Here is a 14,846-nt window from a genome sequence, read left to right as displayed (position 1 = left end):
CGACACATTATATCTGTCATAAAAAAAATAGCAAGATAAAATTACTAATTTATTGTTATTTGTTGATGTTATAAACAATTTAATAAAAAGTCGAATACTATTATTATGCCCCTAACACTTAAACTGCCATTACCAAACCGCACAAATACTCCAAACAATCACTTTTTTTTATCATAATGTTTCCTGATTTTTTAAAATAGCTTCGAATAAACGATAAATAGCAATTAAATCCATTCTTGCAACAGGTTTGAAAATACGAAGAACATAATATGCCCAACGATATTTATAGATGAAATCAGCAGTTTTCTGCCAAATATCAGCATCACAATACTGACGATAATGAGTAACAGTCAATGCTATTTGCTCATCCGAAACAGTTGAAGAACGTCCTAAGCTATGAATAAAAACTAATCCATCACGAATTTTTTGCCAATCTATGTTATTACTTGACGAGGTACATTCAAAATCAACAAAAATAACTTTTTCTTCACACCAAATCATGTCTCTCAAGGCTGGGCGACCATGAGTAATATTTTGTTTATGTAAACTTGCCAATGCTTGAGCACAATCAAACAAAACCTTATTTCTTAATTCAATAGATAAATCCTCATTTTCAACCCAAGTATTTGCACTACTTCCCACATCTTCAGTCACAAAAAAGTTATCACCAAATAAAACTAACTTAGGTACAGGTGCTGATTTTTTATTAAGTTCTTGTAAGCGAATAATTTCACTTTTTAACATTTCCGCTGGATTGGATTTCAAGAACCGCCAAATAAAAGAAAGTTTTTCGGTTTGTTTTAGCCAATAAGATTTCCCATCATATTTAAACGAGAATACCCGAACATTACTTTTCTCTTTTAACAGTTGTTCAACATATTTTGGTAAAGACATGATTAGTCACTTTTAAAATAAAGGGGAAGCGAATATTACCATAGATTATTGCTAATAAAAACTTATCTAAATTGGCACAAAACATGTACAATTACAACCGCACTTTTATTCATCATAAGGCAAAGGCTTAACATGAAACCACAAATTAAAATTTTATTTGTCTGTTTAGGTAATATCTGTCGCTCCCCAATGGCAGAATATATTATGCGTGAAAAAATTCGATTAGCTCATTTAGATAATCAAATTTTTACAGATAGTGCCGGAACTTCCGGTTGGCATGATGGAGAAAATATGCACCAAGAAACGGCAAAGATTCTTACCCAATATGCTATTGATAACAGAGGGTTTACCAGCCGAAAAATTCGCAATAGTGATTGGCAACAATTTGATTATTTAATCGCAATGGATAACAACAATCTACATGATTTAGAAAAATTCTTTACGAAAGCACCATCTAAACTTTTTCAAATAACCACGATATGTGAAGATTTAGCTTGTGATCATATTCCAGATCCTTGGTATACCGGCAATTTTCAGCAGACTTATCAATTACTGGATAAATGCTGCGATGAGTTACTCAAAAAAATTAGACAAGAACATCATCTTTAAACACAAAAAATCCGCACTTTGATCGGTCAATCTTTAAAGTGCGGATTTCGTTTTGTCTTAATAAGAATTATAGGTTCAGTAAAATTATTGGATTAATAAATAAAAACGACTGTCATCTCGTAAAATGTTCAAGGCAATAGCTGAAGGTTTTTTGCCTAAAATTTTACGTAAATCAGATAAATTTTCTACTTTATGGCGGTTCACTCCAATAATAATATCGCCTTTTTCTAAACCATATTGAGCAGCAAGAGATCTTGATTTAACTTCTTTAATTTCAACGCCTTTTGTGCCTTTTTGATTATAATTACTTAATTCCGCACCTTCTAATATAGAAATGTTACCAACTGCAGAAATTGTATCTCCATCATCAGATTGCAATTTCACTTTCGCAGTTTTCGATTTACCGTCACGTAAATAGGTCAATTTAATTTCTTTACCGGCACCACTTGTTGCAATTTTTGCACGCAACTCCGCAAAACTTGCCAGTTTTTGTCCATCAATTGCCGTGATCACATCACCCGCTTGAAGTCCGGCTTTTTCTGCCGCTGAATTTGGCAATACTTCACTCACAAACGCACCTTGTTGTACATCAATATTGAATTCTTTTGCTAAGTTGGCATTCAATTCACCTCCTTTAATACCGAGTAATCCTCGACGAACTTCGCCAAATTCAATAATTTGCTTAACTAAACTGATTGCCATATTACTTGGAATCGCAAATGCAATTCCCGCATTTCCGCCACTTGGAGAAATAATAGCAGTATTAATCCCTATAAGCTCACCATTTAAATTTACTAATGGTCCTCCGGAATTACCTCTATTTACAGCAGCATCAGTTTGAATATAGTTCTCATAAGCTCCGCTATCAAATCCTGTTGAACGCCCTAATGCCGAAACAATTCCCGATGTTGCGGTTTGCCCCAAACCGAATGGATTACCGATAGCAACTGTAAAATCCCCAACTCTTAATTTATCAGAATCAGCGATCTTAACTGCGGTCAGATTTTTAGGATTTTCTAATTGAATAAGTGCAATATCCGACATATCATCCTTGCCAAGAACCTTTGCCTTGAATTCACGCCCATCTTCTAATTTGACCGTGATTTTATCAGCCTGATCAATCACGTGATTATTTGTCAATACATAACCTTTTTCTGCATCAATAATCACTCCAGATCCAATACCACGAAAACTCCGCGGTGCACGACTGCTAAATCCTTCAAAACCAAAGCTGTCACCAAAAAAACGGCGAAACTCTTCAGGAATTTCATTATTGAAAGAAAAATTATTTTTTTGTTTCCCTTCTACCGCAATAGAAACCACTGCGGGTAAAACTTTTTGTAACATTGGTGCTAAGCTTGGAAGAGATTGTTCATCAACTGCCATAGGCAAACTTGCTTGAACATTAATTGATGTTGTTAGAACACTTAACCCTAAAGCAATACCGGTTAAAACAAAGCTAGATTTTTTCACTTTTTTCTCCATTTAAATCATACATATCGCTAATTTAAGACAGAAAAAATACAAAAAAGTTTCAGAAATTCAAAGAGATTAAAGAAAAACAGCAAAATAGGCACCTCAATGTGCCTATTTAGAAATAGTTATTTTTCAGCTTTAAGAATACCTGATGAACCCTCAGAATAATCTCTAGGCTGATTATCTTTTGATTTATCTTGTTGTGACGAAATAGATTCCGTGGCTAATAAATGCGGTGAAAATAATTCTTTCTGTGCCAATTCAGGCAATAGTGTTGTAGATGAATTAGCTAAATGTAAATAAAGTTTTTGATAATCCTGTGCAATATTTTTTAACAACTCTGCACTTTCAGCAAAATGTTGCTCTAATTGTCGTTTCTGATTGTTAAGTTGAATTTTCACTTGCTCCAACTCAGCCTCTGTTTTTATCTGTTTTTTGACCGTTCCTTTAGTGAAACGCAATAATAAGTAACCGATAAAAACTCCAATACATAAACCAATTAATGCACTTTGCCATACCTCAGGTGCCCAATTTTGCATAAGAAATACTCCTCAAATAAACTGTTAAACTACCAAGTTGTATTATAGCTAGCGAAAAAAATTTTTCTTTGCACTAGATCACAGTATCATAAACTGAACGGAATATTATTTATTTTTTAGGGGTTATACTTATCTTTTATGATATGTTATACAACATTTCAGCCTTTTGATTATATCGAATCAATTCATTTTCAATTGAAAAGGACAAATAATGAAAAAATATCTAAATTTAACCGCACTTTTATTAGTAGGTATCAGTAATGTAACTTGGGCAAATGCGGTTAATGAGTTACAAAATCGTTTAAATAAAATTGATGTGTTAAGTGCTGACTATACACAACAAGTGACTGATGCACAGGGAAAAAAAATACAGCAAGGTAGTGGAAAAATACAACTCAAACGTCCTAATTTATTTCGTATGGACAATGAAACACCTCAAGAAAGTCAAATTATTGCAGATGGAAAAACATTATGGTTCTACGATCCTTTTGTTGAGCAAGTAACAGCAAATTGGGTTGAAGATACCTTAAGCGATACCCCCTTTGTTTTGCTAACAAGTAATAATCCAAGTCATTGGCAACAATATATTGTTGAGCAAAAATCCGATACGTTTATTATTAAACCAAAATCTAAGAAAAGTACCATCAAGCAATTTAATATTCGAATTGAAAAAGATGGTGTATTAAAAAATTTTAGTACAATAGAGAAAGATGGGCAAAGTAACTTGTATATTCTGCGTAAGATTACCAATCCAGCCTTAAATGATGCAATATTCACATTTACCTTGCCTAAGGGCGTTGAATTTGACGATCAACGTAAAAAATAATTAATTAAAATTGAAATGATTGGACGTAATAAACGTCCACTTTTAATCATTTAATGGAGTTTTATATGTCCACTTTTTCACTTGATTTCTCTCACTCGGCATTTCAACCCTTAGCCGCAAAAATGAGACCGCAAACACTGAAGCAATATTGTGGCCAAGAACATTTAATCGGAGCTGGAAAGCCACTATATAAAGCCATTGAAAACGGACATATTCATTCTATGATTTTTTGGGGCCCGCCTGGTACAGGAAAAACAACGCTGGCAGAGATTATTGCACAACAAATTCATGCCCAAGTTGAGCGTATTTCTGCAGTTACCGCCGGAGTGAAAGAGATTCGGGAAAGTATTGAACGGGCAAAACAAAACCGTTTAATGGGTCAACAAACTATTTTATTTGTTGATGAAGTTCACCGTTTTAATAAAACCCAACAAGATGCTTTTTTGCCTCATATTGAAAACGGCACTATCATTTTTATAGGTGCAACCACAGAAAATCCATCATTTGAATTAAATAATGCGTTACTCTCTCGTGTCAAAGTTTATATTTTGAAACCTTTAACTACATCTAATATTGTGACAGTGTTACAAAATGCCATCCAAGATGCAGAGCAAGGATTGGGAAAAGAGCGGTTGATTTTCGCTGAAAATGTTCTTGAAACCTTAGCTGAATATGTCAATGGGGATGCCCGTTTAGCACTAAATTGTTTAGAACTCATGGTGGATATGGCAGATGAAACAGAAAAAGGGAAATTGATTAATCATCGTCTCCTAACTGAAGTATTAGGGGAACGACAGGCTCGCTTCGACAAGCAAGGGGATCGATTTTATGATCTAATTTCCGCTCTACATAAATCTATTCGTGGCTCCGCTCCCGATGCTGCTTTATATTGGTATGCTAGAATTATTACTGCCGGAGGTGATCCTCTCTATGTTGCAAGGCGTTTATTAGCTATTGCCTCCGAAGACGTAGGCAATGCCGATCCGAGAGCAATGCAAGTAGCACTTGCAGCATGGGATTGTTTTACTCGAGTTGGTGCAGCTGAAGGAGAACGTGCTATCGCACAAGCGATTGTATATTTAGCTGTTGCACCTAAAAGTAACGCTGTATATGTTGCCTTTAAACAAGCAAAAAAACTCGCAAAAGAAATGCCGGATTATGATGTACCGGTACATTTGCGTAATGCACCAACTCATTTAATGAAAGAGTTGGGATATGGAGCAGAATATCGTTATGCTCATGATGAACCTAATGCCTATGCGGCAGGAGAAAATTATTTTCCAAAAGAATTAAAAGATACGAAATTTTATTTTCCTACAGATCGTGGACTGGAAATTCAACTTAAAGAAAAATTAGCACGATTGCATAATTTAGATGAGCAAAGCACAAAAAAACGCTATAAATAGATACAATTGTGAGAGTACACTCCCACAATTTTAGATTTTAGGCAAAATGAATTTATCTGTTTGCCAAGTATCGTTCTACTGTGTCCACAACCGCCTGTGTTTGAGAATCTATTTCAATATTGACTAAATCACCTATATCATATTTTGCAATCACAGTGCGGTTAATTGTTTCAGGAATTAAATTCACACAAAAGCACTGCCCTTTGACTTCGCCAACGGTTAAACTAATTCCATCAATAGCAATAAATCCTTTAGTTAACACATATTTCATTAATTCAGCTGTAGGCATTTCAAACCAAATTTGCAAATTATTCTCTGCTTGAATACGATTTTGGATTGTTGCAGTGCAATAAACATGACCGGATAAAATATGCCCGCCAATTTCATCCCCCATTTTCATTGCACGTTCAACATTAACAAAATCGCCTACCGCTAAATTACCTAAATTTGTAATACGTAATGTTTCCGCCATTAAGTCGAAGCTAATCAAATCACCCTTAATTTCTGTAACCGTTAAACAAACACCATTATTTGCAATAGATGCACCAATTTCTAAATTTGCTAATAAATCCTGTGGCATTTTAATTACCTGTGTTCTAAAATTAGCTTTCTCAATAATAGACTGAATTTGTGCTGTTCCTTGGACAATTCCTGTAAACATATAAAGTTCTCTCTAAATAAATATTTCCAATATTATAGCAAAATCGGATTTTTATGAAATTAACTCGTTTTCAACAATATCACACAGAAGCTAAAAAATTAATTGCCATCGCTACCCCTATTTTACTTGCACAAGTAGCACAAAATTCCATGGGGTTAGTAGATACAATAATGGCTGGACGTGTTAGTGCAGCAGATATGGCTGCCGTTGCAGTTGGGGCATCTATTTGGTTACCCCTAGTATTATTTGGACATGGCTTATTACTTGCCTTGCCTCCAACAATCTCTTATTTAAATGGTTCCGGACAACGAGATCATATTGCTCATCAAATACGCCAAGGCTTATGGATTGTTTTTATTAGCTGTATTCCTCTTGGCTTATTAATCTACAATAGCGATTTTGTCATTCAATATATGAAAATGGAAGAAAAACTTGCCAATATTACCATCGGTTATTTGCGTGCAATGTTATGGGGATTACCTGGTTATTTATTATTAATTAACTTCCGTTGCTTAAATGACGGCATTGCCAAAACAAAACCGGCTATGGTGATTACATTTTTTGGCTTACTATGCAATATCCCTCTAAACTATATTTTTATTTACGGCAAATTAGGTATTCCGGCGTTTGGAGCGGTTGGTTGTGGCATTGCAACAGCTATTGTCAACTGGATAATGTGCTTAATGATGATCGTCTATAGTAAGCATGCTAGAAATCAACGTGATCTCAAGGTTTTTGAACATTTATTTGAAAAACCTGATACGAAAACTTTGGCAAAATTATTTCGTTTAGGATTGCCTATTGCGGTTTCTTTATGTTGTGAAGTGGCATTATTTGCACTTACCTCACTATTATTATCACCTCTCGGTACTCAAGTTGTAGCAAGCCATCAAATTGCACTAAATACCAGCTCCTTTGCATTTATGTTACCTATGTCTTTAGGTATGGCTACTACTATTCTTGTTGGTCAACGTCTAGGCGAAGGCAAAATAGATAATGCCAAGCAGATATCTTTCTCTGCTCTTACTGTAGGTTTATCTATTGCTTTCCTGACGGCATCCATCATCTTTTTCTTCCGCTATGAAATAGCAGCAATTTTTGTAAATGATAAAGAAGTGATTGCTATATCAAGTAGTCTGCTGATGCTCGTCGCACTTTATCAATTTTCGGATACAGCTCAAGTAGTTTCCAGTGGTGCATTACGGGGATATAAAGATACACAAGCTATTTTATACATTACCCTTTTTTGTTATTGGGGCATTGGCATGCCGTTAGGATTTTCCTTATCAAGAACCGACTGGATTATTCCAAGTATCGGTGCTGCCGGCTTTTGGGTATCTTTTGTAGTGAGTTTAACAATCGCTGCTATTTTACTGCTTTGGCGTATGTATAAAATTCAACAACAACCAGCACCTATTTTATTGGCAAAACTGGATAAACTTAAATAAATTGTACTTTCCTAGGACTTAACTGCATGAGAAAAAGCCTGTAAACCTTCTGTATTACCGGCTTTTACCATCGTTTGCATAGCTTGAGTAGGTTGATGGATCAGCTTCTTAGTCAGTTTATGACTCAACTCTTGTAAAACTTGCTCTGTATTCTCACCATTTTGCAGAGCCTGCAAGGCTTTTTCGAGTAAATCTTGTCTAATTATCTCCGCGCTTTCTCGATAATTGCGAATCAAATTAGAAAATTGATGTACTTTAAGCCATTCAAAGAAATCTGCACTTTCTTGCTGAATAATATGTTCAGCTTGTTGAGAAGCTTGTTCACGTTGGTTGATGTTATGTTGAATAATATTATGTAGATCATCTACAGTGTAATGATATACAGATTCAATTTCCCCCGCACTTTCCTCCACATCACGAGGAACCGCAATATCAACAATCAGCATTGGTTTGTAATGACGCATTTGCTGTGCCTGTTCAATCAAGTTTCGGGAGATTAAAACATGAGGACTGCCGGTAGAGGTAATAACAATATCTGCTCTCTTTAACCCTTCCGAAAGTCTGTCTAAACTAAAAATATCTATCTTTTGTGTTGTTTCTAGTTTTTCCACCAATTTTTCCGCACGAGATAACGTACGGTTAGCAATAGCTAAGCCGTTCACTCCATGACGCAATAAATGACGGCTGACTAATTCAATGGTTTCTCCGGCACCCACAAGCAAAATATTCAAATTGCGTAAGCTATCAAAAATTTGACGAGCTAAACTACAGGCTGCATAAGCAACCGATACCGCACTTTCTCCAATATGAGTTTCAGTACGAACTCGTTTTGCCGTAGCAAAAGTTTTTTGAAATAAGCGAGATAACTCAGTACTCATCATGCCAATATCAGAATGCAGTGAATAATACTCTTCACTCATTTGATAGGCCTGTTTTACTTGACCTAAAATTTGTGGCTCCCCGAGAATCAAAGAATCTAAACCGGAAGCAACCCGCATTAAATGACGAGATGCTTGTAAATTCTGCTGACTATATAAACAACTTTTCAGTTCTTCTAAATCTACTTGATGAATATCTGCAAACCATTGAACACAACTATCTAACCAGACTTCATCATTTTGAGGTCCAACATTTTTATTATGTAAATACACTTCCGTTCGATTGCAAGTTGATAAAATCACCGCACATTCTGCCAGCTGAGTTTGTTTAATTTGCTTCAATGCCAACAAACGCTTTTCGTCAGAAAAAGCAACTTTCTCTCGTAGTGCAACAGACGCAGTTTTATGATTAATACCGAGAACAAGAATGGTCATAAATAATTTATTGTTGGGAAATTCATGTAAAAAACGTCGCTATTCTAATAAATTGTCTCACATTGAGCAAATTCGATTGTCTATCAATACAATAGAATTGCTAATTTAGGTTAAAACATATCTTTTGCTTTACGCAACTCAATAAATTCCTCAAGGCCCTCAACTTGCAAAAATGGGTTAATTTGTTTTTCTAATGCTAATGTTGTCGGCAAACTGGGATTATTTTCTGCTCTTAGTTTTTTTACTTTTTCAAGTTGCTTTTGAACCGCACTTTTATTTTTGCCTGTAGTTAAAGCAAACGCTAAATTGCCTAACGTATATTCATGAGCTGGGCAAACTATTGTTTCATCCGGCAAGGATTTGAGTAACTGTAAAGAAGTAAACATTTGCGAATAGTCTCCCGTAAAAACACGCCCGCAACCAGCAGAAAATAAAGTATCTCCACAAAATAAATGACCATCTACCAAAAAACTAAGATGCTGTGCCGTATGCCCGCCGGTCGGTAATACATCTATATGATATTCATCAATAATTAACCTTCCTGCATCAATGACTTGTGTCACCCCTTGATCGGCACATTCTGCCGGACCATAAATATGAACATGAGGATAAAACTGCTTAAATTCAGCCAAAGCACCAATATGATCCCTATGGTTATGTGTGATCAGCAAAGCTCCAATCACTAAATTTTGTGCCTGTATAAATTGAGATAATGCAGCTATTTCCGGTATATCGATCACAATTACAGATAAATTCTCTCGTTTATACACCCAAATATAGTTATCATTAAGTGCAGGAATAGGAATTAACATCAAGCTCCTCCAAAGGGTATCAAGTTAGAAAATATGAAATTCAACATAAAATCAGTAAAAAATTATCGATTGCCGATGAGTTGGCAACATATCCAAAAAGGAACAACGTATTGTAGCCTAATCAATGATTTTTTTGCAGATTGGTTTCCAAAAGTCTTGGGCGATCAGTGGCTCATGATTGGCGGATTAAGTGCTGAATTAGAACTCAATTTACCTTTACGCCACAAAATAATCCTCATGCCGGAAATGACGAAAAATCCTACCGCACTTTTTCCAGCTAATCAAAACGTAACAGAAGAAATTAGTCTGATACAAGCTGATCCATTACAACTTCCTTTTGTACAACAATCTATTCACGCTTGCGTATTAGCCAATACATTAAACTTCACGCAACATTCCCATCAATTATTAGGTGAAATAGCCAGGGTTTTAGAAAATGACGGTTATCTCTTTATTTCCTTATTTAACCCTTATAGCCCATTGATTTTCAAACAAAATTTAAATCATAAAAATCAAACCGCACTTCCCTTTAAACAATATTTCACTTGGCGTATCCTTGATTGGATAAAATTATTAAATTTTGAAATACTCGATCAAGTCAATTTGAGTGAAAAAAAACAACAAGATTGCTTTTCTCCTTTAACTTTAATAGTGGCACAAAAAAGAACCTATCCTTTTCCTCTGCATAAGATAAAAAACAAAATTGTACCATATCAATCCTTTCAATTTATGGGTGAAAATACTAAAAATGCCACATAAAATTACGCATTTTATTTCACATATTCACTCTTAAATTTAAATATTGATCTACGTCAAGAGCGGTGCAAATAGCCGTTATTTTTCGTGTGTGCCTAGTGAATTACCAACATCATATCGTTACAATATAAGAGTATGATTTTTTTGTTGTAATTGATTTATTGAATTTTATTTTTGGGGGAAAAGCGAATGGCAAAATCAAATAAAAAATGGCTGTTTAGTGGAATCGTTGGTGTGTTATTAGGGGTGATTATTTTAGCGGGAGTACAGTATGCAATGAAAGCAACCAGTACCACTGAATTTTGCGTTTCTTGCCATTCAATGCAACAACCTCAAGCAGAATGGGAAGCCTCTATACATTTCTCTAACCGAAAAGGGATTCGTGCCGAATGTGCGGATTGCCATATCCCGCAAGATAACGTTTTCCATTATGTGAAAACAAAAGTCTTTGCAGTGAAAGATCTTTGGCATACTTATGTTACTGATAAATTGCCTGATGAAGAAGCATTTGAAAAGCATCGTTTAGAAATGGCGAAGTCCGTTTGGCAAGATTTAAAAGAATCAGATTCTGCCACTTGTCGCAGTTGTCATAGTTTCGAAGCAATGGAAATGTCTTCGCAAACACCGACAGCACAAAAAATGCACAAAACCGGCATCGAAACAAATCAAACTTGTATTGATTGCCATAAAGGTATTGCTCATTTTATGCCTGAAATAGAGGTTGATGATACAGCCGCATATGGTGAATTAACTAAACATGCAGGAGAATTTAAGCAAACCGATAAAATATTATATAGTTTGGCAATGAGTCCGGCACAGCTGGCACAAGGCGATGAAGTGCGGTTAATGCCGTTTGCAGAAGTGAATGATTGGAAATTGCAAGATGACAATGTTATCGGCACAATTCACGGTTGGCAACAAGTAGGGGCGGAAACAATAGTCTATGCACAATTAGGGCAACGCATTATGTTGGCTTTAGGTGATGGAATTGAGAAAAATGTGAACGTGTTGCAAACTGTTCATGACAAAGTCACAGATTCTGAGTGGAAAGAGGTTACGTTTGAAATAAACGTGGCAAAAAATGCACTAACGTCTAATTTAGAGGCATTAAATCAGTTTGGAAATAATTTAAATCAAACTCATTGTAGTGGTTGTCATGCACCAATTGGGGCAGATCATTACACTGCAAATCAATGGATTGGTGTTGTAAATTCGATGAAAGATCGTACATCAATGACAGCAGATGACGTACGATCTGTAACAATCTATTTACAACGCAATGCCAAAGATTTTGGCGAAAAAAGCCATTAAGCTACGCTTAAAGGAAACGCTGAAATTTTTGAAAAAACTGACGACTCCGAGCTTGTTGACCTAAGTTGCAAAATAAGGTTGCAAGCCTGTAACATTGTCAAATGTTGCACATGGTATAACTAGAAATGGTTGTGCCACTCCCTTTAGAAAGGTGTCGAAAATAAAACTTTCACAATGTGTTGGAGAAAGTGCGGTGTGTTTTCTAACCGTTTCGATGTCTTTTCTTTCACCAGTTCATTGTGAGCCTAGTAAATAACGAGGTTTAAAATGAAAACACAAAATAAAGTTAATACAAGTCGCCGTGATTTTTTAAAAAATTCATCATTAGGCGTGGCTGGCGTATCTCTAAGTGGCGGTGTTGTCGGAACATTAGCTTCGAAAGCTGTTGCGGCTGAACAACATACCGTTGTAACAGCTGCTCATTGGGGGGCTTTAGGTGTAGTTGTAGAAAATGGCAAGGTAGTTAAATCAGGATCTGCAATGCCAATTTCAGTCGAAAATGAATTACAAAGCGTAGTAGCTGACCAACTTTATAGTGAAACAAGGGTAAAATATCCAATGGTTCGTAAAGGATTTTTGGAGGGTAATAAAGATACCAGTTTGCGTGGACGTGATGAATGGGTTCGTGTTTCTTGGGATAAAGCCTTTGAGTTAGTTGCAGGTGAAATGAAACGTGTTCGTGATGCTTATGGTGCAGGCGGTATTTTTGCCGGTTCTTATGGTTGGTATAGCTCAGGTGCATTACATGCTAGCCGTACTTTGTTACAGCGTTACATGAATGTTACCGGTGGATTTGTCGGAGTCAAAGGGGACTATTCAACAGGTGCGGCACAAGTAATTATGCCTCATGTATTAGGTACAATTGAAGTTTATGAACAACAAACCAGCTGGGAAACCGTTTTAGAAAATTCAGATATTGTTGTTTTATGGGCTGCCAATCCTCTTACGACTTTGCGAATTGCATGGACTTCCACCGATCAACAAGGTATTGAGTATTTCAAAAAATTGAAAGAAAGCGGTAAACGTATTATTTGTATTGATCCAGTTAGAAGTGAAAGCTGTGAATTCTTAAATGCAGAATGGTTACCTGTGCATACAGGCACCGATGTTCCTTTAATGTTGGGGATTGCACATACGTTGGTTACTACAGATAAACATGATAAGGCATTCTTGAAAAAATACACTACTGGCTATGATAAATTTGAACAATATTTATTAGGAAAAACTGACGGTCAACCGAAAGACGCAAATTGGGCAAGCAAAATTTGTGGATTACCTGCAGATATCATCAAACAGTTAGCTGCTGATTTTTCGTCAAAACGTACTATGTTAATGGGCGGTTGGGGTATGCAACGTCAACGCCATGGTGAACAAACTCACTGGACATTAGTTACTTTAGCGGCGATGCTGGGACAAATTGGGTTACCTGGAGGCGGATTTGGTTTCAGTTATCATTATTCTAATGGTGGTGCACCTTCCGCAGTCGGTGGTATTATTGGTTCAATTACAGCTAATCCATCACTACAAGCCGGAGAAAAAACATGGCTTGATGATACATCAAAATTCTCTTTCCCATTAGCACGTATTGCTGATGTATTGCTGAATCCCGGAAAAACAATTGATTATAATGGCTCTAAAGTGACCTATCCTGACATTAAGTTAATTTATTGGGCGGGTGGTAATCCTTTCGTTCATCACCAAGATACAAATACATTAGTGAAAGCATGGCAAAAACCTGAAACTGTTATTGTCAATGAAGTTAACTGGACACCGACTGCTCGCATGGCGGATATTGTATTACCAGCCACAACGAGCTATGAACGTAACGACTTAACTATGTCCGGTGATTATGCCATGATGAATATTTTTCCAATGAAACAAGTTGTTCCTCCACAATTTGAAGCGAAAAATGACTATGATATTTTTGCAGAATTAGCCAAACGTGCAGGAGTAGAAGACAAATTTACTGAAGGAAAAACGGAAATGGAATGGTTGCAAGATTTTTACAACGTGGCATTTAATGCAGCACGTAAAAATCGTGTACTTATGCCGAAATTTGAAAAATTCTGGCAAGAAAATAAACCTGTTAACTTTAAACCAACTGAAAAATCAAAAAAATGGGTACGTTACGAAGCATTCCGCAATGATCCTTTACTGAATCCACTTGGTACACCATCAGGAAAAATTGAAATTTACTCTGATGTTGTCGCAAAAATGAATTATGATGATTGTAAAGGTCATCCATATTGGTTTGTTCCTGAAGAATTTGCAGGTAATACAACGACGGAAGCCCCTTTAGCATTAGTTACACCACATCCTTACTATCGCTTACACAGTCAATTGGCTCACACATCGTTACGGAAAAAATATGCAGTAAACGATCGTGAACCTGTGTTAATTCATAAAGAAGATGCAATGGCTCGTGGCATCATGGATGGTGATATTGTTCGTATTTTCAACAAAAGAGGACAAGTATTGGCAGGTGCGGTAGTTACTGAAGGAATTATTAAAGGTACGGTCGCATTACATGAGGGGGCTTGGTATGATCCGGCTGATTTAGGTCAATCAGAACAACCTTTATGTAAAAATGGTTGTGCCAACGTACTGACACGTGATGAAGGTACTTCAAAATTAGCACAAGGTAATTCCCCGAATACATGTATTGTTCAAGTGGAAAAATACACAGAAGCCGCACCGAAAGTGACGGTATTTGACCAACCGAAACGGTCTGTGTAGCATAATTTATACATTTAAGGCGATCTATGATCGCCTTTATTTTTTCAAAAGTGTCAAAG

General features: G+C 36.1%; 13 protein-coding genes and 1 riboswitch. Of the genes, 7 read left to right on the top strand and 6 right to left on the bottom strand.

The window, feature by feature from the left end; translation table 11 throughout:
* Window positions 1-171: 171 nt before the first annotated feature.
* Complete coding sequence (locus HSM_RS06655; RefSeq protein WP_011608971.1) at window positions 172-894, bottom strand: phosphotransferase; 723 nt, start codon at window positions 892-894, stop codon at window positions 172-174.
* A gap of 132 nt (window positions 895-1,026) precedes the next feature.
* On the opposite strand from HSM_RS06655, the gene HSM_RS06650 reads away from it, so the two are divergent.
* Window positions 1,027-1,503 carry a low molecular weight protein-tyrosine-phosphatase gene (locus tag HSM_RS06650; RefSeq protein ID WP_012340445.1) on the top strand — a complete coding sequence of 159 codons (477 nt, stop codon included), beginning with the start codon at window positions 1,027-1,029 and terminating at the stop codon, window positions 1,501-1,503.
* An 84-nt stretch (window positions 1,504-1,587) separates the two neighbouring features.
* Here the strand turns inward: HSM_RS06650 and HSM_RS06645 are convergent, their stop codons facing one another.
* On the bottom strand, window positions 1,588-2,976 hold the full coding sequence (locus tag HSM_RS06645; RefSeq protein WP_041605098.1) for a Do family serine endopeptidase: 1,389 nt from the start codon (window positions 2,974-2,976) through the stop codon (window positions 1,588-1,590).
* Between the two features lie 128 nt (window positions 2,977-3,104).
* Window positions 3,105-3,518, bottom strand: coding sequence for a YhcB family protein (locus tag HSM_RS06640; protein ID WP_012340443.1), 414 nt, complete (start codon window positions 3,516-3,518; stop codon window positions 3,105-3,107).
* 211 nt (window positions 3,519-3,729) lie between these two features.
* Here HSM_RS06640 and lolA point away from each other — a divergent pair, with 211 nt between their 5' ends.
* Both lolA and HSM_RS06630 read left to right on the top strand, forming a co-directional pair.
* Window positions 3,730-4,344, top strand: a complete 615-nt coding sequence (gene lolA / locus HSM_RS06635; RefSeq protein ID WP_012340442.1) for an outer membrane lipoprotein chaperone LolA — start codon at window positions 3,730-3,732, stop codon at window positions 4,342-4,344.
* Window positions 4,345-4,409: 65 nt separating this feature from the next.
* Window positions 4,410-5,750: a replication-associated recombination protein A gene (locus HSM_RS06630; RefSeq protein WP_012340441.1), complete on the top strand. Its 1,341-nt coding sequence runs from the start codon at window positions 4,410-4,412 to the stop codon at window positions 5,748-5,750.
* 52 nt (window positions 5,751-5,802) lie between these two features.
* Here HSM_RS06630 and HSM_RS06625 read toward each other — a convergent pair whose 3' ends face one another.
* On the bottom strand, window positions 5,803-6,411 hold the full coding sequence (locus HSM_RS06625; protein ID WP_012340440.1) for a riboflavin synthase: 609 nt from the start codon (window positions 6,409-6,411) through the stop codon (window positions 5,803-5,805).
* A 53-nt stretch (window positions 6,412-6,464) separates the two neighbouring features.
* On the opposite strand from HSM_RS06625, the gene HSM_RS06620 reads away from it, so the two are divergent.
* Window positions 6,465-7,859 carry an MATE family efflux transporter gene (locus tag HSM_RS06620; RefSeq protein ID WP_012340439.1) on the top strand — a complete coding sequence of 465 codons (1,395 nt, stop codon included), beginning with the start codon at window positions 6,465-6,467 and terminating at the stop codon, window positions 7,857-7,859.
* Between the two features lie 11 nt (window positions 7,860-7,870).
* On the opposite strand, the gene hemA is transcribed toward HSM_RS06620, so the two are convergent.
* The gene (gene hemA / locus HSM_RS06615; RefSeq protein ID WP_012340438.1) at window positions 7,871-9,172 is read right to left on the bottom strand and encodes a glutamyl-tRNA reductase; all 1,302 of its coding nucleotides are present in this window, start codon (window positions 9,170-9,172) and stop codon (window positions 7,871-7,873) included.
* Between the two features lie 110 nt (window positions 9,173-9,282).
* A complete protein-coding gene (gloB, locus tag HSM_RS06610) occupies window positions 9,283-9,984 on the bottom strand; it encodes a hydroxyacylglutathione hydrolase (RefSeq protein ID WP_012340437.1) in 702 nt (233 codons plus the stop codon).
* Between the two features lie 33 nt (window positions 9,985-10,017).
* On the opposite strand from gloB, the gene HSM_RS06605 reads away from it, so the two are divergent.
* The 3 genes from HSM_RS06605 (at window position 10,018) to torA (ending at window position 14,787) form a co-directional block, all read left to right on the top strand.
* Window positions 10,018-10,743, top strand: coding sequence for a class I SAM-dependent methyltransferase (locus tag HSM_RS06605; protein WP_012340436.1), 726 nt, complete (start codon window positions 10,018-10,020; stop codon window positions 10,741-10,743).
* 186 nt (window positions 10,744-10,929) lie between these two features.
* Window positions 10,930-12,051: a NapC/NirT family cytochrome c gene (locus HSM_RS06600; RefSeq protein WP_012340435.1), complete on the top strand. Its 1,122-nt coding sequence runs from the start codon at window positions 10,930-10,932 to the stop codon at window positions 12,049-12,051.
* Window positions 12,052-12,083: 32 nt separating this feature from the next.
* Window positions 12,084-12,221, top strand: a riboswitch (molybdenum cofactor riboswitch).
* Window positions 12,222-12,318: 97 nt separating this feature from the next.
* Window positions 12,319-14,787 carry a trimethylamine-N-oxide reductase TorA gene (gene torA, locus HSM_RS06595; RefSeq protein ID WP_012340434.1) on the top strand — a complete coding sequence of 823 codons (2,469 nt, stop codon included), beginning with the start codon at window positions 12,319-12,321 and terminating at the stop codon, window positions 14,785-14,787.
* Window positions 14,788-14,846: the final 59 nt, after the last annotated feature.

Source organism: Histophilus somni 2336 (assembly GCF_000019405.1).
GTDB classification, from domain to species: domain Bacteria; phylum Pseudomonadota; class Gammaproteobacteria; order Enterobacterales; family Pasteurellaceae; genus Histophilus; species Histophilus somni.
Note: the sequence above shows the minus strand (reverse complement) of the source record. Positions and strands in the feature narration are given on the sequence as shown.

What these genes read in the sequence shown, in the direction of transcription:
- HSM_RS06625 (WP_012340440.1), bottom strand. Translation starts at nt 6,411, where the DNA reads ATGTTTACAGGAATTGTCCAAGGAACAGCACAAATTCAGTCTATTATT.
- lolA (WP_012340442.1), top strand. Translation starts at nt 3,730, where the DNA reads ATGAAAAAATATCTAAATTTAACCGCACTTTTATTAGTAGGTATCAGT.
- hemA (WP_012340438.1), bottom strand. Translation starts at nt 9,172, where the DNA reads ATGACCATTCTTGTTCTCGGTATTAATCATAAAACTGCGTCTGTTGCA.
- HSM_RS06600 (WP_012340435.1), top strand. Translation starts at nt 10,930, where the DNA reads ATGGCAAAATCAAATAAAAAATGGCTGTTTAGTGGAATCGTTGGTGTG.
- torA (WP_012340434.1), top strand. Translation starts at nt 12,319, where the DNA reads ATGAAAACACAAAATAAAGTTAATACAAGTCGCCGTGATTTTTTAAAA.
- HSM_RS06655 (WP_011608971.1), bottom strand. Translation starts at nt 894, where the DNA reads ATGTCTTTACCAAAATATGTTGAACAACTGTTAAAAGAGAAAAGTAAT.
- HSM_RS06640 (WP_012340443.1), bottom strand. Translation starts at nt 3,518, where the DNA reads ATGCAAAATTGGGCACCTGAGGTATGGCAAAGTGCATTAATTGGTTTA.
- gloB (WP_012340437.1), bottom strand. Translation starts at nt 9,984, where the DNA reads ATGTTAATTCCTATTCCTGCACTTAATGATAACTATATTTGGGTGTAT.
- HSM_RS06650 (WP_012340445.1), top strand. Translation starts at nt 1,027, where the DNA reads ATGAAACCACAAATTAAAATTTTATTTGTCTGTTTAGGTAATATCTGT.
- HSM_RS06630 (WP_012340441.1), top strand. Translation starts at nt 4,410, where the DNA reads ATGTCCACTTTTTCACTTGATTTCTCTCACTCGGCATTTCAACCCTTA.
- HSM_RS06605 (WP_012340436.1), top strand. Translation starts at nt 10,018, where the DNA reads ATGAAATTCAACATAAAATCAGTAAAAAATTATCGATTGCCGATGAGT.
- HSM_RS06620 (WP_012340439.1), top strand. Translation starts at nt 6,465, where the DNA reads ATGAAATTAACTCGTTTTCAACAATATCACACAGAAGCTAAAAAATTA.